Source organism: Centipeda periodontii DSM 2778, assembly GCF_000213975.1.
GTDB lineage: Bacteria > Bacillota > Negativicutes > Selenomonadales > Selenomonadaceae > Centipeda > Centipeda periodontii.
Map to the genome: position 1 here is coordinate 653,827 of NZ_GL892076.1, position 22,432 is coordinate 676,258.

General features: G+C 60.2%; 21 protein-coding genes and 1 pseudogene. 5 read left to right on the forward strand and 17 right to left on the reverse strand.

Going from position 1 to position 22,432, the window contains the following annotated elements; all coding sequences use genetic code 11:
- Positions 1 to 50: 50 nt before the first annotated feature.
- From prfB to csaB, 4 genes are all read left to right on the forward strand, one after another.
- Entirely contained in the window at positions 51 to 1,157 is a 1,107-nt protein-coding gene (prfB, locus tag HMPREF9081_RS02875) for a peptide chain release factor 2 (RefSeq protein ID WP_006305476.1), read from the forward strand.
- Positions 1,158 to 1,167: 10 nt separating this feature from the next.
- Entirely contained in the window at positions 1,168 to 1,842 is a 675-nt protein-coding gene (locus tag HMPREF9081_RS02880; RefSeq protein ID WP_006305477.1) for a hypothetical protein, read from the forward strand.
- Between the two features lie 124 nt (positions 1,843 to 1,966).
- Positions 1,967 to 4,018: a DUF5693 family protein gene (locus HMPREF9081_RS02885; RefSeq protein WP_040394365.1), complete on the forward strand. Its 2,052-nt coding sequence runs from the start codon at positions 1,967 to 1,969 to the stop codon at positions 4,016 to 4,018.
- Between the two features lie 94 nt (positions 4,019 to 4,112).
- A complete protein-coding gene (gene csaB, locus HMPREF9081_RS02890) occupies positions 4,113 to 5,210 on the forward strand; it encodes a polysaccharide pyruvyl transferase CsaB (RefSeq protein ID WP_006305479.1) in 1,098 nt (365 codons plus the stop codon).
- 381 nt (positions 5,211 to 5,591) lie between these two features.
- Here csaB and HMPREF9081_RS02895 read toward each other — a convergent pair whose 3' ends face one another.
- From HMPREF9081_RS02895 to HMPREF9081_RS02940, 12 genes and pseudogenes are all read right to left on the reverse strand, one after another.
- The gene (locus HMPREF9081_RS02895; protein WP_006305480.1) at positions 5,592 to 6,191 is read right to left on the reverse strand and encodes a L,D-transpeptidase; all 600 of its coding nucleotides are present in this window, start codon (positions 6,189 to 6,191) and stop codon (positions 5,592 to 5,594) included.
- A gap of 13 nt (positions 6,192 to 6,204) precedes the next feature.
- Positions 6,205 to 6,327, reverse strand: coding sequence for a hypothetical protein (locus HMPREF9081_RS14710; protein ID WP_006305481.1), 123 nt, complete (start codon positions 6,325 to 6,327; stop codon positions 6,205 to 6,207).
- A complete protein-coding gene (locus HMPREF9081_RS02900; protein WP_006305482.1) occupies positions 6,324 to 8,432 on the reverse strand; it encodes a sulfatase-like hydrolase/transferase in 2,109 nt (702 codons plus the stop codon). Before HMPREF9081_RS02900 ends, HMPREF9081_RS14710 begins: the two co-directional genes overlap by 4 nt.
- Before the next feature lie 114 nt (positions 8,433 to 8,546).
- Positions 8,547 to 8,681: pseudogene (locus HMPREF9081_RS13025) on the reverse strand (nucleotidyltransferase family protein); the annotation flags it as partial.
- Complete coding sequence (gene trpS, locus HMPREF9081_RS02905; RefSeq protein WP_040394368.1) at positions 8,678 to 9,688, reverse strand: tryptophan--tRNA ligase; 1,011 nt, start codon at positions 9,686 to 9,688, stop codon at positions 8,678 to 8,680. The pseudogene HMPREF9081_RS13025 and the gene trpS, both read right to left, overlap by 4 nt.
- 126 nt (positions 9,689 to 9,814) lie before the next feature.
- Complete coding sequence (locus HMPREF9081_RS02910) at positions 9,815 to 10,486, reverse strand: trimeric intracellular cation channel family protein (protein WP_006305485.1); 672 nt, start codon at positions 10,484 to 10,486, stop codon at positions 9,815 to 9,817.
- Between the two features lie 54 nt (positions 10,487 to 10,540).
- Positions 10,541 to 11,854 carry a lipase family protein gene (locus tag HMPREF9081_RS02915; RefSeq protein ID WP_040394369.1) on the reverse strand — a complete coding sequence of 438 codons (1,314 nt, stop codon included), beginning with the start codon at positions 11,852 to 11,854 and terminating at the stop codon, positions 10,541 to 10,543.
- 303 nt (positions 11,855 to 12,157) lie between these two features.
- On the reverse strand, positions 12,158 to 13,189 hold the full coding sequence (locus HMPREF9081_RS02920; RefSeq protein ID WP_040394370.1) for a CobW family GTP-binding protein: 1,032 nt from the start codon (positions 13,187 to 13,189) through the stop codon (positions 12,158 to 12,160).
- Positions 13,190 to 13,194: 5 nt separating this feature from the next.
- Positions 13,195 to 13,539 (reverse strand): hypothetical protein, encoded by a 345-nt coding sequence (locus HMPREF9081_RS02925; protein ID WP_006305488.1) that lies wholly within the window; start codon positions 13,537 to 13,539, stop codon positions 13,195 to 13,197.
- A gap of 88 nt (positions 13,540 to 13,627) precedes the next feature.
- Positions 13,628 to 14,512, reverse strand: a complete 885-nt coding sequence (locus tag HMPREF9081_RS02930) for a polysaccharide deacetylase family protein (RefSeq protein ID WP_006305489.1) — start codon at positions 14,510 to 14,512, stop codon at positions 13,628 to 13,630.
- Positions 14,513 to 14,545: 33 nt separating this feature from the next.
- Positions 14,546 to 15,343, reverse strand: coding sequence for a carbon-nitrogen hydrolase family protein (locus HMPREF9081_RS02935; protein ID WP_040394372.1), 798 nt, complete (start codon positions 15,341 to 15,343; stop codon positions 14,546 to 14,548).
- A gap of 156 nt (positions 15,344 to 15,499) precedes the next feature.
- Positions 15,500 to 17,242 (reverse strand): sigma-54 interaction domain-containing protein, encoded by a 1,743-nt coding sequence (locus tag HMPREF9081_RS02940; RefSeq protein WP_006305491.1) that lies wholly within the window; start codon positions 17,240 to 17,242, stop codon positions 15,500 to 15,502.
- Between the two features lie 177 nt (positions 17,243 to 17,419).
- Between HMPREF9081_RS02940 and HMPREF9081_RS02945 the strand changes: the two genes are divergently transcribed.
- A complete protein-coding gene (locus HMPREF9081_RS02945; protein WP_006305492.1) occupies positions 17,420 to 17,641 on the forward strand; it encodes a TOBE domain-containing protein in 222 nt (73 codons plus the stop codon).
- A 123-nt stretch (positions 17,642 to 17,764) separates the two neighbouring features.
- Here HMPREF9081_RS02945 and HMPREF9081_RS02950 read toward each other — a convergent pair whose 3' ends face one another.
- The 5 genes from HMPREF9081_RS02950 to HMPREF9081_RS02970 all read right to left on the reverse strand — a co-directional run bounded on the left by HMPREF9081_RS02950 (position 17,765) and on the right by HMPREF9081_RS02970 (position 22,399).
- A complete protein-coding gene (locus HMPREF9081_RS02950) occupies positions 17,765 to 18,454 on the reverse strand; it encodes a cyclase family protein (protein WP_006305493.1) in 690 nt (229 codons plus the stop codon).
- Positions 18,455 to 18,498: 44 nt separating this feature from the next.
- Positions 18,499 to 19,224 carry an MIP/aquaporin family protein gene (locus tag HMPREF9081_RS02955; RefSeq protein WP_006305494.1) on the reverse strand — a complete coding sequence of 242 codons (726 nt, stop codon included), beginning with the start codon at positions 19,222 to 19,224 and terminating at the stop codon, positions 18,499 to 18,501.
- A gap of 21 nt (positions 19,225 to 19,245) precedes the next feature.
- On the reverse strand, positions 19,246 to 20,673 hold the full coding sequence (locus HMPREF9081_RS02960) for a four-carbon acid sugar kinase family protein (RefSeq protein ID WP_006305495.1): 1,428 nt from the start codon (positions 20,671 to 20,673) through the stop codon (positions 19,246 to 19,248).
- 11 nt (positions 20,674 to 20,684) lie between these two features.
- Positions 20,685 to 21,581: a 2-hydroxy-3-oxopropionate reductase gene (gene garR / locus HMPREF9081_RS02965; RefSeq protein ID WP_006305496.1), complete on the reverse strand. Its 897-nt coding sequence runs from the start codon at positions 21,579 to 21,581 to the stop codon at positions 20,685 to 20,687.
- A gap of 155 nt (positions 21,582 to 21,736) precedes the next feature.
- Positions 21,737 to 22,399, reverse strand: coding sequence for a GntR family transcriptional regulator (locus HMPREF9081_RS02970; RefSeq protein ID WP_154647282.1), 663 nt, complete (start codon positions 22,397 to 22,399; stop codon positions 21,737 to 21,739).
- Between the last annotated feature and the right edge of the window lie 33 nt (positions 22,400 to 22,432).

The window sequence follows — 22,432 nt, forward strand, 5'->3', positions numbered from 1 at the left end:
TTACATTACTTTGAGCAGGAAATAGGGATTTACATTTTAAGGAATAAACTATGCTGGAAGATCTGAAACCGATACTGAATGATCTGGGCGAAAAGCTGGATCAGATGCGCATCTCTCTGGAGATCCCCGCGAAGGAGGAGAAGATCGCCGAGCTCGAGTACAAGATGAGCGAGCCGTCCTTCTGGGACGATGCGGCGGCGGCGCAGAAGCTGAATCAGGAACTTGCCGCGCTCAAAGGGGGCGTCGACACCTACCGCGACCTGATGGCAAAGTACGAGGACGCCGAAACCCTCTATGAAATGGGCATCGAGGAGAGCGACCCTTCGATGGAGGCGGACATCCGCGCGGAGCTGACCCTGATCGCGGAGGGGCTCGAAACCCTCCAACTGGAGGTGTTGCTCTCGGGCGAGTACGACGCGAACGATGCCATTCTGACGCTCCATGCGGGCGCGGGCGGCACGGAGGCACAGGACTGGACGCAGATGCTCCTCCGCATGTACGGACGCTGGGCGGAGCGGCACGGCTTCACGGTCGATACCGCCGACCTGCAGCCGGGCGACGAGGCGGGCGTGAAGTCCGCGACGCTCTTTATCAAGGGGCACAATGCGTACGGCTTCCTGAAGTCCGAGAAGGGCGTGCACCGTCTCGTGCGCATCTCGCCGTTTGACTCGCAGGCGCGGCGGCACACGTCGTTCTCCGCGTGCGATGTGATGCCCGAGATCGACGACGCTGTGGAAGTCCCCATCAATATGGACGATGTGCGCGTCGACTACTTCCGCGCGAGCGGCGCGGGCGGACAGCACATCAACAAGACATCGTCCGCCGTGCGCATGACGCACGAGCCGACGGGCATCGTTGTGCAGTGCCAGAACGAGCGGTCGCAGCTGCAGAACAAGGAGCAGTGCCTCAAGATGCTCCGCGCGAAGCTCTTTGAGCTCGAGCAGGAGAAGAAGGAAGAGGAGATCGCGAAACTCGAGGGCGTACAGCAAAAGATCGAGTGGGGCAGCCAGATCCGCTCCTATGTGTTCCAGCCGTATACGATGGTGAAGGACGTGCGCACGAACGCCGAGACGGGCAACGTGCAGGCGGTCATGGATGGGGACATCGACCCCTTTATCCGCGCCTACCTGAACGCAAAGGCAAATCACGAATTCTAAGGAGCTCATCATGTGGAAAGTATCAGCCGTCATCCTGCTCTTTGTTTTCAGCCTCGTTTGCGGCATCTTTGCTCTGCCGCGCGCGGTCTCAACGATGGTCGCGGATGAACTGCGCGAACGCACGGGTGCACAGGATGTCCAGCTGTCGATCACGGACAGTCCACGCCTCATCTTCGGAGAGATCGGGGCTCTCGACGGTGTCATCCGGGAAGGGCGCATCGGCAAGGTCTTCGTGCGCGAGCTGACCGTTACGGGGACAAACCTCCGCTTCGACATGGGGAAGCTCCTGCGTGACCAGCAGCTCATCCTCACTGATGCGGAGAGCGTCGAGATGCACGGTGTGGTGGACGCAGACGCGATCCGCGAGCTCGTCACGAGCGAGGCGGACAAATTCACCGATGTCGCCGTGACGGTGCATCCCGGCAGCGTCCTCACGACGGCAAAGACGCGCGCCTTCGGGCAGACATTTGAGGTGACGATCGAGGGCGGCTTCTCCATCGTCAGCGGCGACCTCTACTACAAGGCGACGCACATCGCCGCACGCGGCATGGGGCTGAACGTGCTGAGCCTCGACGGACTCTTCCCCGACGTGCTCGTCGCGCGTGCCGACACACTTCCCTTTGGGCTCGCGTTCGAGAGCATCGAGGAGAAGGACGGCGTTGTGATTTTGACCGCAGGGAAATAAGAATAGATGTGATTGAACGAATGTGGTGCAACGCCCCAAAGCGAACCCTCGCAGATAAGTGTACGACCGCTTGCGTAACGAAGCGTTCGCGTGGGGCGTGCATCACAGTAACAAGGAATCATTCATGAAGAAATTTCACTATCATCCGATCCTGCTCGCGGCGATCCTCGTCGGCTTTATCGCGAGCCTCCTCATCGGCATGGAGCGCCACGCCGTCGAGGAGGATTCGCGCACGGTGGAGCTCGCCATCGACTACGAGGGACTCCTCGAACTCGCCGCCCGCGAGGGACTGCCCGCCGAAGAGGTGCTCGCAGAGGCGAAGGCGGCGGGGATCACCTCACTTGCCGTTTACGAAACAACCTTCAAGAAGTTCAACGAGAACGGCAAGGCGAACGCCGTGAAGGGCGCAGACATCCTCGCCGCCTACCACACGGGCACGCTGACCGACCCGCGCTGGCGAACACTTGTCGAGGACGGCAAGATCGTCGGCACGGAGATCTACGTCGTCTCGCACGATCCCGTGACCTACGCCGAGCTGAAGGAGGATCTCCTGCGCCGCTTCGGCGCGGCGCGCATCACGGTCCTCACCGTCGGCACGGACGAGGTCATCGCGGTCAAGGATCTCTACGAGGTGTTCCTGAAGCGCAACATCGGGCTGCCGTCCGATGAGATGCGCGCCGTCAATGCGGCGGGCTTCGACGTGATCGCGCGTCCCTCGAACTATTATGACTGTACGCCGGACGATGTGCACGCTGTTTTTGCGCGCATGGATGGGATCGCGGTCTCGGCAATTGTCTTCTCGGGGCCGGTGACGCTCGGTGTGCCGAAGGCGCTGCAGACCACGATCGACGAGATGCGTGCGCGTCGGCTCTCGCTCGGTCTGATCGAGGGCGTGACTCAGCTGCAGTTTTACAAGCAGCAGGGCATGGACGAGATCGCGAAGGGCGTCGGCTACGACCATGTCGCGCGTCTCTACAGCATCCCTCTGGATGAATTGAAAAAGCTCAAGATCGACGCCGCCGTCGAGCGCTGGGAGACGACGGACGAGGAGCGGAACATCCGCATCAATCTCCTGCGCATCTACGAGGAGCCTGCGCCGAGCATGACACTCCTCGAGACGAACATGAAGTACTTCGCCGATACGCGTGCAGCGCTTGAGGCAAAGGGGTTCAAGATCGGCCGTGCGGGCATGTTCGCCTCGTACGAGCCGTCGCGCGTGCTGCGTGCGCTCGTCATCATGGGTGTCGCGGCGGCGGGCGTGCTCTATCTCTCGCTCGTCATCCCCGCGCTGAACCGACGGCGAAAGACCGTCCTGCTCTGTTTCGCGGTGGCGGCGCTCATCTCCATGATGCCCATTCTCATCGGTGCGGGCAGTAAGGTGCGCCTTGTCGCGGCACTCGCAAGCGCAAATCTCTTCCCCGCGCTCGCCATCGTGGCACTGCTCGATCTCCTGCGCACGCGGCGCTTCCCCAAGGATACGCCTCTCTGGCGCATCCTCGTCGCGGGGCTGGTGCTCCTCGGCATCACGAGTGCGCTGTCGATGATCGGTGCCTCCTATCTCTCGGGTGCGCTCGCGGATACGCGCTATCTCCTTGAGTTCGACATCTTCCGCGGGATCAAGCTGACCTTTGTCCTGCCGATGATCCTCGTCGCTGCTGCCTTCCTGCAGCGGTTTGACATCTTTGACGGGCAGTTCGACGCCTCGGCGGGCGTTTTCGGACAGCTGCGCGAGATTATGGGGACGCCCGTGCGCGTCGGCTCGCTTCTCGGCGGGCTTGTCCTACTCGGGGCGCTTGTCGTTTTGGTCCTGCGCAGCGGACACACCTCGGGCATGCCCGTGCCCGGCATCGAGCTGAAGATGCGTGCAGCGCTCGAGCAGATCTTCTACGCACGCCCGCGTACGAAGGAGTTCCTGATCGGACATCCCGCATTCCTGCTCGCACTCTACGGCGCGGCGCGGCAGTGGAAGACGTGGATCATCTTCGGGCTCGTGCTCGCCGCGACCATCGGTCAGGGGTCGATGGTGGAGACCTTCGCGCATATGAGGACTCCTGTGGAAATGTCGCTGGTACGCGGCATCGGCGGTGTCTTCCTCGGCGGTGCGATCGGCGCCGTGCTCGTGGCGCTTGTCGCCGCATGGAATCATCTGCTGGAGCGTGTGCGGAGGGCGGTCTGAATTTGTGCGTGCATACCCTTTCAAGGGCGGAAGGGCGCTTTGAGCAATAAAGGAAGATCGTCATAGGAATGGGAAACGGAGGGCATTTCACCCGATGAAGCGGATCGTTGTATCGGGGTACTACGGTGCAAAGAACGCGGGCGATGAAGCCATGCTCGCGGCGATGCTCGAAGTACTCGCGGATTTGGACCCGGAACTTCATATTACCGTCATCAGTGCGGATCCTGCGGACACCGAGCGGCGCCACGGCGTGCACGCGGTTGGCTCTCTTGATGTGAGCGGAATCCTCGGGGCACTGCGCCGCACCGATCTTCTCATCAGCGGCGGCGGCAGCCTCCTGCAGAACGTCACGAGCCGCCGCAGCCTCTACTACTACATGGGCATCATCCTGCTCGCCCTCCTCCTCGGCAAGCGCGTTATGCTCTATGCGCAGGGCATCGGCCCCGTCACGGGACGATTTGCCTGCCGCTGCATGCGCTGGCTCGGCAACCGCGTCTCCCTGATCACGGTCCGCGACGAGGGCTCGATGGCGGAGCTGCGCCGCCTCGGCATCACACGCCCGCCGATGGAGTGTACGGCAGATCCCGTGCTCGGCATCCATCCCGTCGGTCGCGAGACGGGGCGTGCCATCCTCAGTCGCTATGGGGCGGACGGTGCAAAGCCCGTCGTCGGCATCTCCGTGCGCGACTGGCAGGGCTGGCAGCACTACAAGGAGATCCTCGCCGAGATCAGCGACGCCATCGTGCGTGAATTCGATGCGCGCGTCATCTTCCTCCCCATGCAGTACCCCGAGGATGTCAAGACGGCAAAGACCATCGCCGCGTGGACGCAGGAGGAGAGCACCGTCCTCGATGACGAGTACAGTACGAGCGAACTGCTCTCCCTCGTCGCGAACATGGATCTGATGATCGGGGTTCGTTTACATGCGCTCATCTTTGCGGGCGTCATGGGCGTCCCCATGATCGGCATTTCCTACGATCCCAAGGTCGACCGCTTCCTCCGCTCCATCGGCGAGAAGCCCGTCAACGACCTGCAGGACATCACAACTGCGAGCGTCCTCAAGGAGGTGCGACGCAAATGGGCGGCACGCCACGAGTTCACGGCGGCGAACGCCGACCTCCTCGCGCAGATGCGCAGCCTCGCCGCGCGCAACGCCGAGCTTGCAATGGGGCTGGTGCGGGGGAAAGGGTAACGCTCTGTTACATTTTTCTTGCCAATCACGGAAGTAGTTGCTATAATAAAAACAGGAAGAACGCCCTAGGCGGCATCTTTCCGAAGTTCAGACTTGTTATTATAAGAAATAACCGCTCACTTGGGAGATGGGGCGGTTATTTCTTTTTGGTTATCGCGAGAATGTAGCCTGTTGCCACGACAAGAAACAAGATCGTGTCAAATTCGCTCATATCCGCTCACCCCCTTTCGGGGGAAAGAAGCCGCCACGTTGCTAGGACGTTCCGAATATCATTATAGGGGCTTACCAAGAAAATTGCAAACGAATTTTCTGCAACATAGGCAGAATGAAGCCGCATCCAATCATTTCCATGAGAGGATGCGGCTTTTGTTGTATGTCTTGTTACTCCTCAATCGTCACCTGCATACCGACGTTTACGTGTTCCTTGAGCGCGCAGAGATCCTCGTTGTTCATACGGATGCAGCCCTCGGACGCGCGCGTCCCGATGCTCGCGGGATCGTGCGTGCCGTGGATGCCGATGCCGTCCCATGCACCGCCCGAGAGCGCCGAGGTGTCAAGGCTGATAAAGTAGGGACCGTACGCGCCCGCGATCTCACCCTTGCCATCGCCGAAGTCATGCGTCCAGTCGGAGGAACCCAGCACCTCGTCGACGGGGAAGCTGCCGTTTGGCGTCTTCATGTCGCCGACCACTTCCTTCTGCCCCGCGTTTTTGCCGAGCGCAATCGGCCATGACTGAACGACGTTCCCGTTTACGAGGAGATAGAGGCGGAACTCCGACTTCCTGATAAGGATGCTGGTGCCGCTCGGGGCATTCGCAATGAGCGGCACCGCTTGCTCTGTTTTTGCTTCCTGTGTGGCGTTTTGCTGCGGCACGGTCGTTTCACTGGTATTGCAGTCGTTGATCCGTTTGCCGATGTGGGACGTGCAGCCCGCAGTGCACAGAAGCAGCACCGTTATTCCGATGAGAAGAAGGGGACGCATGGGAGATCTCCTTTTATGAGTCTATGTCCTTACGCCCCTGGTTTCTCAGATCGTCGACCGGCGGGCGCAGCTTCGAGTCGGGGATCCCTGCAAAGAACTCTGCGCCGAGCGCAGAGAGAAAATCATTGACGTTCATACAATTTCCTCCGGCGGGGGGAACTGCTCGCCGTTGCTCCCGATCCCCTGCAAAAATTCACGGACGCGCGGATAGAAGAATGCACGCAGCTCGGGGCTGTCCACCTCATATTCTGCGATGTTCTCGTGTGCACGCGGATAGATCCCTACCTTCGTTCGCGCGAGATCGACGGTACCGCTCAAGGAAACGGGATCGAGTGTTTCAAGGAAGAGCGTATAGTCCTGTGCGCGCGCTGCGAGATAGTAGTACTTGCGCGGGAAGAGCGAATTGCTGTACGCGATCTCTCGTCCCATCCCGCCGAAGAGCCTTGGCAGCACGCCATCGACCGCTGCATCGACGGGAAAGTTGAGGAGATGGGCGAGTGTAGGGTAGATGTCTACGGCACTTGTCAGCTCGCTTGCGACTACGCCCTCGGGCACACCCGCGCCGCGCATCATCCACGTCGCTCTTGTCATCTGTGCATCCACGATGTAGTGCGTGGGACTGAAGATCGGCACGCCATGATCCGAGTAGAGGCTGATGAGATAGTCCTCGGGCGCGTAGTGCTGCTCGAGATAGGAAAAGAGCATGCCAAGCGCGCGATCCGCATCGTGCACACCCTGCCAGAACGCGGTTTGATTGAATGCACTCGGGCGCAGATAGGGACTCGTTACCTTCACCTTGGAGTCGGAGAGGCGCTGTGCGAGCGGCAGATGCATCTGTGTGGCAGTGGGAATCTGGAATGACGTGCTCCCCCACGGATGTACATCACCAAGATGCAGGAAGATGAAGTGATCCGCCTCCCCGCAGCCGTCCAGATAGTGGATGACGCGCTCCACAGCTTCATATGCCTTGAGGTCGTAGGAGGAGACGACGAGGCGGTCATAGCCGCGCGTTACGCCATTGTAGGTACCGCTGCCGTCGCTCATGAGATTCGACGTGGCATAGCCGGCATCGCGCGCCCGCTCGGCAATGGTGATAATGTCCTCGTTCAATTCAATCGCTACCCACTCGCTGAAGATACCCGTATGCTGCGGATACATTCCCGTTTCGATCGTCGCCAGCGAGGGATAGGTGTACTCAAATACGGAGAAATGCTGATCGAAGATTGTGCCGTGCGCGAAGAAGCGCGCCGTATTGGGCATATGCTCGGCGAAGGAGGTGCGCAGCACCTGCCATGGGAGCGCATCGACAAGGATGTTTAGTACGAGCTTTTTGCGGGCGGGGCTGTGCACAAGCGGGATCGATGTACCGACGATGAATTCCTCTGTCGAGGAGAGCGTTGTATCTTCATTGAGACGAAAATAATTCGGGGCGCCGGGATTCAGCCAGATGCAGTCGTCCACCGTTTCCGTCTTTGCTGTAAGCACCTGTCCCTCCGCCGTACCAAAGACGGGTACGATCGCTTCCACTCCATCCTCCAAGCGGATGGTCGCACTCTTTGGCGCACGCGTGCCGCGCATAATGTCAAAGGTGAAATCTCCGCCGACATGGTCCGCAAGCCCCTCTGCATGTGCGATCGTGCGCATCAGCCATCGCTTCGTCCCGTGCATATCCCGCTCCGTGTACGCACCGACATAGTAGTGTGGCGTGATGTGCTCGGAGACGGGCAGGAACTCCTCGAAAAAGACCGTGGACTGTGCCGTCAGCCCCTCCTCGTCACTGTAGTTCATGCGGCTGAGCGCGTAGGGGGCGTAGTTTGCTTTGCCCGCCGCGCGTGAGAGACGGGCAAGTGTCTCCTCTGTCAGAACGGAGGCCGGTACATCAAGAGCGATGGGGACCTTGAAGAAGTTCAGCGCATAGCCCTGCATGACGAGCGCATCCGCGTAGCGCCCACACGCTGCATAGGCGTGGGAGAGGAGCTTCCAGATCTCGTAGTTCACGGGGCGCTTCCGATGGGCGCGCTCTCCGCAGACGGCAGCATTTTCTGCATCCCCGTGATGTAACAGATATTTTGCCGCGAAGATATCCGCGCGCTCACTCTCAGGAGCAGCCTCCCGATAGGCTGCAAGCTGCGCGAGGAAGTCGTCGTCGTATGCTCCGCGCTCCGAACGATCGAGGAGATCGTAAAAGAGCGCATAGGCACGCTCGTTATTGCGCCAGAATACGGTGAAATCGTCTTGCATTTCTCGCTCTCTTTCCAGTGAATTACGCCTTCAGCGCTTCCTTAAGATTTGCCGACGAAGTGCGGGCAAAAAAGATGCGTCAAGATGATGGTGCTGAATTTATCAGTGTTTCCCTAAAATCGTGGCGATGATGGGCGTGCCGTTGACGGGCACGAGCGGCTTTGGCACCCGATCCGTCAGCGGTGCGAGGCGTGCGCCGCGCCCTGCCGCGAGAATCACGGCGCGCGTCACGCGATTCTCGCCCGTCAGCACAGCCCCATCTTGCGCATCGTTTTCCGCAGCGTCTTTTCGGCGATCTGCGATGCACGCTCCGCTCCGCGTGCAATCTCCGCATCGAGATATGCCACATCCTTGAGGAGGCGCGCGTAGTTCTCGCGGATCGGGCGCAGCTCCTCTGCGACCACCGTACCGACGGCGGTCTTGAAGTCGCCGTAGCCCTTGCCCGCGAACTCCGCCGTGATTTCGTCCATCGTTTTGCCCGTGACGGCGGCGTAGATCGTCATGAGATTATTGATGCCGTCCTTGCCCTCACGGAACGCAACCTCCGCCTCGCTGTCCGTCACGGCGGACTTGAACTTTTTGAGGATCGTCTTCTCATCGTCGAGGATGTAGATCGTCGCCTTTGCATTTTCGTCCGACTTGCTCATCTTTGCCGTTGGCTCCGCGAGGCTCATCACGCGTGCACCCGCCTTCGGGAAATAGCCCTCGGGCAGACGGAACATCTCGCCGTAGACGTGGTTGAACCGCGCTGCGACGTTACGTGTGAACTCGAGGTGCTGCGTCTGATCCGCGCCGACGGGCACGTAGTCCGCCTGATAGAGGAGAATGTCGCCCGCCATCAGCGCGGGGTAGGTAAAGAGGCCCGCATTGATGTCCTCGGGGTGCTTCGCCGACTTGTCCTTGAACTGCGTCATGCGCGAGAGATCGCCGAACGGGCTGAGGCACGAGAGCATCCACCCCATCTGCGCGTGCGCGGGTACATGGCTCTGGATAAAGACGAGGCTCTCTTTGGGATCCAGCCCGCACGCCAGTAGCAGAGCGAACGCCTCACGGCTCGCCTTTCGGCGCGCGGCAGGCGCATGGTATACCGTCAGCGCGTGCAGATCGGCGACAAAATAATAGCAGTCATACTCCTCCTGCAGGTGCCGCCAGTTCTTCACCGCCCCGAGATAGTTGCCGAGGGTGAATGTGCCGGTGGGCTGGATGCCGCTCAGGATAATCTTGCGGCGGGAGGTGACTGCGTTCGTATCGTTCATGACGATCCTTCCTTTATCTGTAGAATTCTTTTCATTATATACCATGAGAGAAAGATAAGCAAAGGAAGAATCTGTTGGGGTCTATGTCAAGTGTTACGGACTGCGATGCTCCACGCAAACGCCCCGTTATTCCTCCACATCCTTATCATGATGCCGTTTCGGCGGGCGCGGATGATAGAGACTCCAGTTCCAGTGAATCGCGGCAAAGCGGATGAGCAGCACGAGCATGAACGCAAGCCACGAATCCGCCTCGATCCCGAGCGTAAAGCGCAGCATGCAGAACACGAACGCGCCGGCGAGGGATGCCGCCGCATAGACCTCGGCGTACAGCACCACGGGCATCCGCTGCGCGAGCACATCGCGGATCATGCCGCCGCCCACCGCCGTCGTCGCCGCGAGGAGGAGCGGCAGCACATAGCTGTCATCTCCGCCGACGCGCACACCCGTCAGCGCTCCCGTGATCGTAAATGCGGCGAGCCCAATCGTATCCGACACATTGAAGATCGTGAGGAGCCGCTGACGGCGCATACGGTGCAGCGCCGTCCACTGATAGAGCAGCGAGGTCAGGAGTGCGACGCCCACCGACAGGAGAAAATTCGTCGTATCGCGCAGCGTCATCGGCGGCGTAATGCCGACCAGCACATCGCGCACCATACCGCCGCCCACCGCCGTCGCCAGCGCCAGCACCGAGATGCCGAAAATATCCATGCGGCGCGAGAGGCCGACCAGCGCCCCCGACACCGCAAAGGCAAGCGTCCCGATAATGTCAAACAGCCGCCACAGATCCTCCACGACCATCGTGATGTCCTTTCCCTTTTCAAGTATATTGCGCTTTAGCCATCCAGTGCTTCCCTAATCCTGCGCGAACAGATATACCACGGTCTCGATCGGCGTGAGCGTCCCCGTGCGTGCCGAGCGGGAGCTTGCCGCGATGAGATTGCCGTCCATATCGTACACCGCACGCTCCAGGGTGATGCGGTAGGTCTCGTGCGCATCGCGGATCCTCGCACCCGTGATGCGATAGGCGATCATCTCCTCCGCACCCGACGCGCGTGCCGCCTCAAGGTGCGTTGTCAGCCCGCTGAGGAGGCCGTTCTCCGACAGCCCCTCATCCACCGTCGCGAACATTGCCTGTGCATTGCACACATGCAGCACATCGCGCAGCACCGCCGCCATATAGGGCGCGTCCTCCGTCAGCACCTCATCCATCTCCGTCTCGATCGGCGCGACATAGAGCGGATGCCCCTCCGTGCGGTTCGGCGCACCCATCAGAAAGAGACAGGCACGATCCCCGCCGTACGCATCGTACAGCTGACGGATCGCCGCATCCACATAGACAATCATCGCGTGCGGGAACTTTGCCACGCTCCGCGCAGGATGCCACGCAACGCGCTCCCCGAACGGACAAAAGCCGAGCGGCGCTGCGAGGATGTTCTTCATCGGATCGCCGCTCATCACCACGCGATGCAACGTAAACCGCCCCTCATATCTTTGCACAAACGCCGCATTCCCGACCGCAGGCGCGCCGAACGTCGTCACGACGAGCTGCTCCGCCGGCACGCCCATATCCGCGAGCCGCGCCGCCGCGAGAATCGCCGTCGCCCCGCCGAGGCTGTGCCCCGTGAGATAGAGATGTGCCGAAGGATGTGCGCGCAGCTCCGCCGCGATTATCTCACCTGCCGTGCGGTTGCCGTAGTCGGGAAACGTGTCCGTAAAGAGCGCCGCCTGCGTATAGTCAAGGAAACCTCTGTGCACCAGCGGCGTCGCGCTCCGCTCCGTCACGGGCGCATCACGCATCGCGAGAAACTCTGCGGGCGTCGTCCCACCGAACACCGCACGACCAAGGCGCAGATCCGTCCACACATCGCTCCCGCGCTCCGTCCCCGGGAACGCGATCAAATGTGTCTCCACACCATCCTCCGCCGTGCGTACGAGATGAAAGAACCGCCCGACCGTCCCGCGATGCCCCGGCGTTTCATACGACTCGATCTGCCAGCCCGCCGCGATCAGGCGCGCGCGCAGCAGCTCCGGCAGATCACCGCTGTATGCCGCCTCCGATGCCGCCGCGCACACAAAGTAGAGCGACGGCAGATCACCGGGCGCGGCAAGTGCACGCAGCGGGGTGAGAAGAACGCAGAGAAACAGCAAAAATCGTCCGAATATCATCGCCGCACCTCTTTTTTGCAAAAAATTTATCCCTATGATACCCATTTTCCCTAGGAAATACAAGGACTTTTGCAAAATTAGGACGTTTGGATCCCGCCGTTTGCTACCGTACGCCTTTTCCGTCCGAACACACAAAGCACCCGTCGGCAATCGTACCGACGGGTGCAGGTCACAAACACTTCTCAGAGCATCGCCTGATGCCGTCCCCACTGACGGCGGAATGGCAAGCGCATCCATCGCGTTCTCCGCCGTGAGCGAACGTTTTTCCATGGAAGCGCAAGAGAGGAAAAGAAACACAGATCTTTATCCATGAGCTTTCCCATACGGATTCGTGTGGATCTCCTCGATGACCGGTGCGGCGCCGAGGACGCCCTGAAAGGCGGTCAGCGATTCCATAATACGCTGCGGTTCGAGATCCTTCATGATAAAGACGATCTGCGAACTGTGCTCCTCCCCGTGCCAGTCCGGCAGGTGCTGCGGCGGGTGAATGACGTGCTGCACGCCGTTGATGACGATGGGGCCGCGCTCCCCCACGTCGACAATCCCCTTGACGCGCAGCATCCGCTCACCGTGCGTATAGAGGAGCATGCTCATCCACAGCCCGAACGCGGTCCAGTCGAGCGCCTCATAAAATCGGATCGACATGGAGCGAACGGTGCTGTCATGCTGCCCCCCGAGCGGCGGCATCTCTGCCATGCGCACCGCTCGGTCCTGCGGCAAGGCTTCCTGCGCGCCAAAGACAGCATTGGGGTCAATCCCCCCGTACGCACTTTCGCGAATCACCGCCGCCGGATTGAGCTCGCGCAGTCGTGTGTGCATCGCAGCGACCTCGGCAGGGGCAGCCATATCCGTCTTTGTAATGACAATGGTGTCCGCCGCGACAATCTGCCGCAGCGACTCCGCGTGACTCCGCAGATGCAGCGCACTGTTCACCGCATCCAGACAGCAGACGACATTGCTGACATAGTAGCGCTGACTGAGCAGCGGATCCATGAGCACGGAGAACAGGATCGGGGCGGGGTCGGCGAGCCCCGTCGTCTCGATGGCGACGCGTTCAAGCGGCATCTCGCCCCGCTCGTATTCGTTGAGGATCTCCTTCAGCACGGCGATGAGATCCTCGCGCATATTGCAGCAGATACACCCGCCGCTCAGGAGACGCGTCGACTCTTTGACGCGCCGGATCAGGCGATGGTCGAGCCCCGCCTCACCAAACTCGTTGATGATCGTCGCCGTGTTTTGAAAGCGTGCATCCTTCAGCACATTCGCGAGCAGTGTCGTCTTTCCGCTGCCCAGAAAGCCCGTCACGACGGTGATCGGGAGCCTGCGATCCGCCATGATGCTCACACGCCGCCGCGTATGGCACACAGAAAATCAGGATCGAGCGGATCCAACGTCCTGCGGCACATCTGCGCGGCGGTGCTCCACATATCGCCGAGATCGCTGACGATCCGACTGTTGCCCTTCCGATCCGCGAGCACGTATTTGCTGCCGTTCCAGTCCCGTATGCTCAGACCGTAGTACCGCAGCACTCTGTCCGCAACCGCCACGCGGCGCAGGCGCATCCGCCGCCGATCGCGCTGCCCCTCTCCGGCGACAACGCGCTCCCGCTGCCCGTATTCCGCATCGTGGAACGGCTGATCCGTCCAGTGCACATTCATAATCAGCTCACCGCATAGGACACACATGGATCCTCCTCCTCTCAGACTCTCATGCCGCAGCGCGGAGCAAGCGCCGCGGGCGCGTTCCCCGCGGCGCCGCCTCCACAGGGACGCCTTACGACTTCTTCGGGAACCGCGCGAGGAACGCGTCCGCCATCTCGTCGAGCGTACACCAGCGGATGCCCTCGTGCTTGTTGATGTGGTCGATGAGGTGCTGGTGGCAGCCGATGCACTTCATGCGTCCGGAGACATCGGGATGAATGGTCATCGGGAACACCGCGAAATCATAGTTCTCGTAGACATAGTCGAAGGAGTCCTCCCACATGCCGAAGATGTCGCGCGGGTTGTGGAAACCGAAGCTGTTCGGCGACTTCTTGATGAACATCAGCGGCGGGAGATCATCGAGGTCCCAGTTCGCGGGGATCTCCACCAGATCCGTCTCCTCGCCGCGCACCAACGGCTTCATCCACGTAGACGCCGGTGCCGCGTAGTCAATCTTGCTCCAACTGTCGCCGATCCGCACATAGTACGGCATGCAGTCATGATGCATCAGGGAGTGATCGTATTTGATGCCGTATTTCTTCAACAGCTTGTCCGTGACATTGGAGAACTCCCACCACGGAGCGACGTAGCCCGTCGGGCTCTTGCCGGTCAGCGCCTTGATGAGCTCGATGCTCTTTACGAGCACATCCTCCTCCTGCTGCGGCGTCATCGCGATCGGATTCTCGTGCGAGTATCCGTGTGCGCCGACCTCATGCCCGTCCGCTACGATCATCTTCATCTGCTCGGGGAACGTCTCGATGGAGTGCCCCGGCGCAAACCACGTCGCCTTGATGTTGTTCTTCTTGAACAGCTTGAGCAGGCGCGGAATGCCAACCTCGCCCGCAAAGAGTCCGCGCGAAATATCATCCGGCGAGTCCTCGCCGCCGTACGATCCGAGCCATCCGGCGACCGCATCGATATCCACGCCATAACCAACGAGAATCTCTTTCTTTGCCATTGCAAAAACCTCCGATACCTTTCATCATCATCATCAAAACATCTCATTGCGCAATCTGGGATGCAAATCGCGCAGATACGGCAGTGCCTTTCGCATCGCTGCCACATCATCCAAATCGATCTCCGCGCAGATCACGGCCTCGCCGTCCATCCCTGCCGCTGCCCGCAGCGACGCGTCCGGCGCCACAATGCGGCTCAGCCCGGCGAACGAGGTAGTCTGCTCCTGTCCGCAGCGGTTGCACGCCACGACATACACGCCGTTCTCAAGTGCCCGACTCCGCGACGCAAGATCCCAGACGTAGTCGCGCGCCCGTCCAAACGCCGAGGAGTAGAGCAGTACATCCGCCCCCTTGAGCGTCTGAATCCGCGCCATCTCGGGAAAGCCAATCTCATAGCAGATGAGAAGCCCGACCGTCGCAAACGGCAGCCGACAGACGCCGATCTCCGCGCCCTTTGCGAATCGACTGCTCTCCGCATCCCAGAGGTGCATCTTGCGCTGCTGCCCGATGCAGCCCTCCGCACCGACAAGCACTGCCGTGTCGTAGATAAGACCGTCCGCTCCGCGTTCGAGAAGCGCGCCCGCGACATAGATGCCATAGCGCCGTGCCATGTCCTGCATCCATCGGGTCGTATGCCCCGGAATGCCCTCCGCGAGCTCCATGTCCCGCACCTCGACACGATAGCCCGTATTGAACAGCTCCGGCAGCACAACGAGCCGTGCGCCCTGCGATGCGGCATCCGCGATCCGCTCTGCCGCATGCCTCAGATTGGCGTCCTTGTCATAGGGAACGCAGTCCATCTGCACGGCGGCAGCGATCCATTTATGTGCCATAGCCTCGCCTCCTTTGGATTCATCATTGTCCTCTGCTTTCGTAATATGCAATTTTCATGCCAACGTGAATTCCTACATAAATACTGTGATTGTGGCGTAAACGCGCACAAAAAATATGCACCGCTGCATAGATTTTATGCGGCGGTGCATATTTGTTTATACTTTTTTCAATTTTCGGCTGATCGTGCTCTGATCCACCCCCAAGACCTCGGCGATCCGTGTTGTCGTCTTGTACTTCCGCTGCGCCATCGCGATCAGTTTCTCCTCCACAAGGCGCTGTGCCTCCCGCAGCGGGATGATCGCATCCACCTGAATGGGGGCGGAGCGCTGACGGCACTGCAGCGATTCCGGCAGGCTGTCGACGCCGATGACATCCTGCGGCGAGAGCACCACCATCCGCTCAATCGCATGCTGCAGTTCCCGCGTGTTCCCGTCCCAGCGGCAGCGGGAAAAGGCATCCATCACATCCGCGGAAAGCCGACGGTTCAGCCGATACTTCGCATTGTATTTTTTCAGGAAAAAGAGCGACAGCGGCAGGATATCCTCCTGCCGTTCCCGCAGTGGCGGAATGTGGAACTGCACAACATTCAGCCGATAGTACAGATCCCGGCGAAACTGTCCCTGCGCGATCTCTTCCGGCAGATTCTTGTTCGACGCCGCGATGATGCGTACATCCAGGGGGATGGTCTTCGTTCCGCCCACGCGCATGAACTCGTTTTCCTGCAGCACGCGCAGGAGCTTTGCCTGCATGCCGACGGGAATCTCGCTGATCTCGTCCAAAAACAGCGTGCCGCCCTGTGCGAGCTCGAACAGCCCCGGCTTGCCGCTGCGCTCCGCCCCCGTGAAAGCGCCGCGCTCGTAGCCGAACAGCTCCGACTCAAAGAGCGTCGGCGGCAGTGCGCTGCAGTTGATCTTGATGTACGGCTTCTCCGTGCGCGGACTCTTGGCGTGGATGAAGTTGGCAAGCACCTCCTTGCCGACGCCGGAGTCGCCCGTGATGAGGATGGGCACATCCGTCTCGCTCACCTTCAGTGCCATGACCGCGATCTTCTTCATCTCCGGACTCTCCGCGATGAACGCGTTGTTCTGCTCCTCCTGCAGCTGACTCCGCGCGAGCTCGCGCTTATAGCCCTCGAGCAGGAGCCGCGTCTCGTTCAGCTCCTGTGAGAACTCGCTCTCATCCACGATCAGCCGCGACGTATTGATCACGCGGACAATCCGGTTTTCCTCGTCCACGATGGGCGTTCCCATGACGAGGAGCTTCTTCCCCGTCGCCGTCGTCTGAATCGCCTGCACGCGCCGCTTTGACTCCAGCACCATGCGCGTAATGGATGGATAGAAAATGCGCTCTCTTTCCAAATCATAGACGCTTTTTCCAACCAGCTGCTCGGCATCTACGCCCCAGATCGCGGTTGCTGCCGAACTCACTTCAAGCGTCTTGCCCGTATCGTCCGAGGCGTAGATCACATCCCAGTTGGTCTCAAACAGCTTGTGGATGTCCTCCGCCATGTGGCTGTAGCTCACTTCCATCGCAGCAGCATCGCTCAGACCATGGTGACGGAACCGCATCTCCATCGCACCGACCAGCGCGCCGCTCGAAAAAATACTGCTGAGTGCAACGATATCGTCATCTTCCTGAAAGATCAGCTTCGTCTCGGTCGGATACTCCAACGCTTTGAGAATGGCGTCCGCATTGCCGCACGCCTCGATCGGCATTCCCACAACCTGTGCAAGGCTCGCCCCCCGCGCCATGCAGTACGATTCGTTCGCCTTTACAATGCGCTTTCCCGTGTCGATCACAACAATCTCACAGAGAAACGCATCCAACAGCATTTGCTCCGAAATCGCGGCAGGATTCCCGCCATTCCCCATATTTTCGGTGTTGTGTCTATTCTCCATATGCATTGCCTTTTCACTGACAGCAGCAAAATCCACAGGAACCGAATATTCCCAAACAATTATATCATCAAACGAAACGACGAACAAGCAATAGGGATAAATGTGATATTCATCACAAACTTTGTAATGGATTTATGCTACAATATCAACGACATTGCGAATAAGGGAGGGAAACAAATGAAACTCAGTGCACGCAATCAGCTCAAGGGCAAGGTTATCTCCATCGAGAAGGGGGCCGTCAACGGCATCGTCGGCATCGAGCTCAAGGGCGGCGATGTCGTCACCGCGACGATCAGCATGAACGCCATCGCAGAGCTCGGTCTTGAGGTCGGCAAGGAGGCATACGCCGTCATCAAGGCAACGTCCGTCATGGTCGGCGTCGATCATCACCACGGCTAAACGATTCCTCAGGAGCAAACATCCCCGCACATCGGATTCTTCCGACGTGCGGGGATGTTTCGTTGGGAGCGGGGAAACTAGTAATCCCTAAGCCTTCCCCGTATTGCACGCGGGAGGTTGGGATCAGTCCTCGATTTCCGCGATGCAGACCACCTGACTGGAGTCAAGACCTACGATGCGAAGCGGCGCGTTGAAGAAGCGCTTGATCTTCTTCCCCTTCGGCACCTCGGACAGGTGCATATCCTCGATTGCCGTGCAGAATTTCCCGGTGTGGTACCCGAGCAGATGCTGATGGCAGTGTACGGGCGACTCACTCTCCGGCACCTTGGTCGACGGGGAGCCGACCGCGAGGAAGTCCATCCCGATCACGCGCAGATTCGGGAACGTCTCCGTCAGGTAGTCCCCGGCGCTCGGCGCGATATAGGAGCCCTCGTGCTGATACACCGTCGGCTCCTCCGTCCGATACCGTTCGAGTCCGGTGCGAATCAGCGCGGCAGAAACGCGCCCGAGGACATCGGCAAACGGCTCCAAGTCCTCCTTCGTGACGCCCTCTGCAAGCCCTTTTGGGATGTCGAGCACAGCCACCTCCTCATGACAGAAGTAGTCGATGTCCAGCTGATTGATGCTCAGCCCGTCCTTGACGAAGTGGCGCGGCGCATCCATATGCGTACCGCAGTGATTCGGCAGCTCCGTGATGAAGCTCGCGAACGGCGTCTTCTCACAGACATCGGTGCACTGCTTCGTCTTCACGACAGGCTCGCCCGGCCATGCGAGATCCTTCGGATCGAGCGGATGAGAGAGAAACATAAACATAGGGGTGCCTCCTTTTCATATCTGACCCAAAAAACGTAACGTCCTTACATCTGCCATCGAAACAGCACATTATAGAGAATCCCGGCAGCCGCGCCGCCGAGCATGGGACCGACGACGGGAACCCACGCATAACTCCAATCCGAATTACCCTTTCCGCGAATGGGCAGCATCGCGTGCACAATGCGGGGGGCAAGGTCGCGCGCGGGATTGATCGCGTATCCCGTGAGCCCGGCGAACGCCATGACGCCGCCCGCCACGCCGGCAAACACGAAGAACAGCGCCACGCCTCCCGCGGGCTGCAGATGCGAGAGCGACAGGATGATGAACATCAGACTGAACGTCGCAGTCGCCTCGGCGAGACAGTTGCGCAGCGGATTCCGAATCGACGGTGCCGTGGCAAACACGCCGAGCTTCGCCCCCGCCTCAGGTTCCTCATCGAGGTGATCCTTCCAGACGAACCAGACAATGACCGCGCCCACATAGGCGCCTAGGAACTGCGCGATGAAGTAGCCGGGCACCATCTCGAGCGGGAAATCCCCGCCGATCAGGAAGCCGATCGTCACCGCTGGATTGACATGCGCGCCCGTGAGCGGAGCAAAGATTGCCGCCACCGCGACCATCCCGAGCCCCCAGCCGCACGCCGCCATCAGTCCGCCCGCGCCATACATCCCCGACTTCTTCAGCGAAATATTGGCAATCGTTCCAAGTCCCAGTATCATGAAAAAGGCGGTTCCTACAAACTCGCCAAGATACTGCTGAAAGTGTTCCACAGTAAGCCCTCCTTATCAAGCTTAACATACAGAGCTTTCTCCTAGCATTGCGGTCACATCGCGCAGCGTCGTTGCCGCGCCAACGTTGCCTGGGAAGATGATGTAGCTCATGCCGGGGAACTTGCTCTCCGGTCCTGTCTGCCAGACGGGGATGCCGGGCGCGACCTGTCCGAGGACGAGTGCGCGGTGCACCGAGAGCCCCTTCGTCCCGACATCACTGGACGTGATGCCGCCCTTTGCGATGAGAAACGCAGGCTGAACACTGAGGCGACGCACAATGCTCGTGATCGCCTCCGAGATCTGCACGGAGACGCGCAGGGACTCCTCCTCGGAGCCTGCGTCAAACCGCTTGCGCCCCGTGTAGACCGCAACCGTCACGCCGCTGCGGATGGCATCCTCCGTCTCTGCGATGATGCGCCGCAGCTCCTCGGCGAGCTTTGGCGGGTCGAGCACGAGCATGTGGTTGAACTCGATGAACTTCACCGCGCTCAGTTCCCGCAGCTTCTCGAACTGCTCCGTCGTCTTCTTCACATGCGAGCCGATGATGATGAGCCCGCCGTTCGTGTTGCCCTTTACAACGAGCTCATCGCGCCCGAGGAGCGGTTTATCCGCAACGCCGCCGATGACCTTCGTCCACGCCGCTGCCGTGCGGAACAGGAAATTCTTGCCCGCCTTCATCGCACGCATCATCGCGATCGCAAACACCTTCACATCCACATAGTCCACGGCGTTCACAACGACCTTGCGGAAATCCCGCACCGCCGTCAGCTGCGCCGTGATCTCGTCCACGCGCATGGCACGCAGGTCATCGAGCGAGATGCTGACCACATCCGCCGCGCGGAACGCGCCCTTCGTCTTTTCCTCGATGTACGCCTTCATGTTCGACGCCGTGTAGCCGAACGTCTTGTCCCGCGCGAACTCTGTCTCACCCGCCGGCGTCAGATCGGCGCCCTCCTGCACATAGTGAACATCGCCGATCGTAAATCGCCCGCCCTCCTTGAAGAACGGCATAAGCACCTCGCCGTCGATGCGCTCGCCCGACTCCTCAAGGGCGTGCGCAAGCGTCTCCGTCTCAAGCGGATAGTGCCCGCGCAGCGTCGAGTCGCTGCGGCTGATGAGCATGAACTGCTTGCCCGTCCGCTTTGACTCCGCCGCCACACGCGCCGCGATCGTGCGGTGCTCCGCCTCCGTCTCGGCCGCCTGGAACGCGCGTGAGTTCGTGAGGATGAAGAACATCGCGTTTTCCTCGGCAAAGCCCTCTGCGATACTCTCAGGCGACCAGTCCGTGTAGACGTGGATGCCGTTCACCGTCTGCACGCCCGTCGGATCGTCGTCAAGCACGATGATCTTGCGGTCAAAGCCCCTGCGTTCCTCGTTGAGCGCGGCGTCGACCTTTGCCTCGTCAACTGCGGGAATTTTTGCAAACAGTTCGTCCTTCGATACCTTCATGACCGACCTCCTCACACCTCATTGGATTTCACAACGACGCCGGAGATGTTCTCGTAGAACTGCACAATGCCGCTGTGGTCGTCCATCAGGTGCCCCGTCGCCTTGAGGCTGTGCATGATCTGCTGCAGCACGCCCGTCAGGATGAGCGGCAGCTCCATGCCCTTCGCCGTGTCCATGACATTCGTGATGTCCTTGAGATTGATCGCGATCGGGCCGCCCGGCTTGAAATTGCGGGAGTACATCATCGGCGCCTTTGCATCGAGCACCGTGCTGCCCGCGAGGCCGCCGCGGATCGCCTCGTAGACCTTCTTCGGGTCGGCGCCCGCCTTCGTCGCGAGGATCAGCGCCTCCGACACCGCCGCGATATTGAGATTCACGATGACCTGATTCGCCAACTTCGTCACCGAGCCGCTGCCGTTCGGACCGACGAGCGTGATCGTCTTGCCCATCGCCGCAAAGACGGGACGCGCCTCTTGGAGCACCGCCGCGTCGCCGCCGACCATGATCGCGAGCGAGCCGTCCACGGCGCCCGGCTCACCGCCGCTGACCGGCGCATCGAGGAACGAACAGCCGTGCTCCGCCGCCATCGCCGCAAACTCCTTCGACTCGACCGGAGTCACCGAACTCATGTCCGCGATGATCGTGCCCTTCGCTGCGCCCGCAAACACACCGTCCGCGCCGCTGAGGATCGTGCGCACGATCGGGCCGCTCGGCACCATCGTGATCACCATGTCTGCGCCCGTCGCCGCCTCCTTTGCCGACGATGCCGCCTTCGCGCCCTCCGCCGCCATCGCCTGCACCGCGTCCGTCGCCACATCAAAGGCAGTGACCGCAAAGCCCGCCTTCAGCAGATTGCGCACCATAGGTTTCCCCATAATACCGAGTCCGATAAATCCGATGTTTTTCATGACTGATTCCTCCCGTTCAATAACGAATCCATCTAGCAGTATGTAGTATACTACTTAATTTATAAAAGAATCGGGCACTGCCCGAAATCCTGATTGAATCGCACACGACCGCTTGTGTAACGAGGCGTTTGCGTGGTGCATCGTATCGGCATATCTTACTGCGCTACTCCAAACACGCGCGAGGTCGCCTGCATATGCACCATAAACGCGCGCATCGCATCCGCCTCATCGCGCCGCCCGATCGCAGAGAGGATCGCCGCGTGCTCCTCCCACGCCTCCGCGTGGCGGCGACGATGGTGCAGCGACGTGAAGATCGCCTGTTCGAGCTTCGTGCGCATCTGCTCGTGAATGCGGATGAGATAGCTGTTCCCCGTCGCCGCAACCAGCAGCGTGTGGAACTGCGTGTCCAGCTTCATGAACTCGTAGTGCATATGGTCGCTCGCGATGTACGGGCGGCTCTTCTCCTGCACGACACCCAACCCCGCGAGCGTTTTCTGCCGCACGGACTCGGGCGCCTCCTTCGTCAGCCAACGAATGCTGTAGCCCTCGATCGCAATGCGTGCCGCGACAATCTCGCGCAGATCATCCTCGGATACCGGGCGCACCGTCCAACCGCGATTCGCGCGCACCTCGAGCATCCCCTCGTGCGTCAGCTGCATCACCGCCTCACGCACCGGCGTGCGCGATACATTCAGCTGATCCGCCACCTGCTGCTCCGAGTAGATCTCACCCGCCTGCAGCTCGCCCTTGATGAGCGCCGTCTTGAGATACTGATACACCTGCTCCTTGTAGGATACCTTCTTAATCACAATCTGCATCCTCCAGTGTATGTAGTATACTAGTTGGGCAGA

Bases quoted from the DNA above. Each gene is read 5' to 3' on its own strand.
- HMPREF9081_RS02895 (WP_006305480.1), bottom strand. From the start codon at position 6,191: ATGCGTCCCCTTCTTCTCATCGGAATAACGGTGCTGCTTCTGTGCACT.
- HMPREF9081_RS02925 (WP_006305488.1), bottom strand. From the start codon at position 13,539: ATGTGTGTCCTATGCGGTGAGCTGATTATGAATGTGCACTGGACGGAT.
- HMPREF9081_RS02910 (WP_006305485.1), bottom strand. From the start codon at position 10,486: ATGGTCGTGGAGGATCTGTGGCGGCTGTTTGACATTATCGGGACGCTT.
- HMPREF9081_RS02880 (WP_006305477.1), top strand. From the start codon at position 1,168: ATGTGGAAAGTATCAGCCGTCATCCTGCTCTTTGTTTTCAGCCTCGTT.
- garR (WP_006305496.1), bottom strand. From the start codon at position 21,581: ATGAAAAACATCGGATTTATCGGACTCGGTATTATGGGGAAACCTATG.
- HMPREF9081_RS02920 (WP_040394370.1), bottom strand. From the start codon at position 13,189: ATGGCGGATCGCAGGCTCCCGATCACCGTCGTGACGGGCTTTCTGGGC.
- HMPREF9081_RS02960 (WP_006305495.1), bottom strand. From the start codon at position 20,673: ATGAAGGTATCGAAGGACGAACTGTTTGCAAAAATTCCCGCAGTTGAC.
- prfB (WP_006305476.1), top strand. From the start codon at position 51: ATGCTGGAAGATCTGAAACCGATACTGAATGATCTGGGCGAAAAGCTG.
- trpS (WP_040394368.1), bottom strand. From the start codon at position 9,688: ATGAACGATACGAACGCAGTCACCTCCCGCCGCAAGATTATCCTGAGC.
- HMPREF9081_RS02945 (WP_006305492.1), top strand. From the start codon at position 17,420: ATGAAACTCAGTGCACGCAATCAGCTCAAGGGCAAGGTTATCTCCATC.
- HMPREF9081_RS14710 (WP_006305481.1), bottom strand. From the start codon at position 6,327: ATGAACGTCAATGATTTTCTCTCTGCGCTCGGCGCAGAGTTCTTTGCA.
- csaB (WP_006305479.1), top strand. From the start codon at position 4,113: ATGAAGCGGATCGTTGTATCGGGGTACTACGGTGCAAAGAACGCGGGC.
- HMPREF9081_RS02950 (WP_006305493.1), bottom strand. From the start codon at position 18,454: ATGTTTATGTTTCTCTCTCATCCGCTCGATCCGAAGGATCTCGCATGG.
- HMPREF9081_RS02970 (WP_154647282.1), bottom strand. From the start codon at position 22,399: ATGCAGATTGTGATTAAGAAGGTATCCTACAAGGAGCAGGTGTATCAG.
- HMPREF9081_RS02935 (WP_040394372.1), bottom strand. From the start codon at position 15,343: ATGGCACATAAATGGATCGCTGCCGCCGTGCAGATGGACTGCGTTCCC.
- HMPREF9081_RS02900 (WP_006305482.1), bottom strand. From the start codon at position 8,432: ATGCAAGACGATTTCACCGTATTCTGGCGCAATAACGAGCGTGCCTAT.
- HMPREF9081_RS02885 (WP_040394365.1), top strand. From the start codon at position 1,967: ATGAAGAAATTTCACTATCATCCGATCCTGCTCGCGGCGATCCTCGTC.
- HMPREF9081_RS02940 (WP_006305491.1), bottom strand. From the start codon at position 17,242: ATGGAGAATAGACACAACACCGAAAATATGGGGAATGGCGGGAATCCT.
- HMPREF9081_RS02930 (WP_006305489.1), bottom strand. From the start codon at position 14,512: ATGGCAAAGAAAGAGATTCTCGTTGGTTATGGCGTGGATATCGATGCG.
- HMPREF9081_RS02915 (WP_040394369.1), bottom strand. From the start codon at position 11,854: ATGATATTCGGACGATTTTTGCTGTTTCTCTGCGTTCTTCTCACCCCG.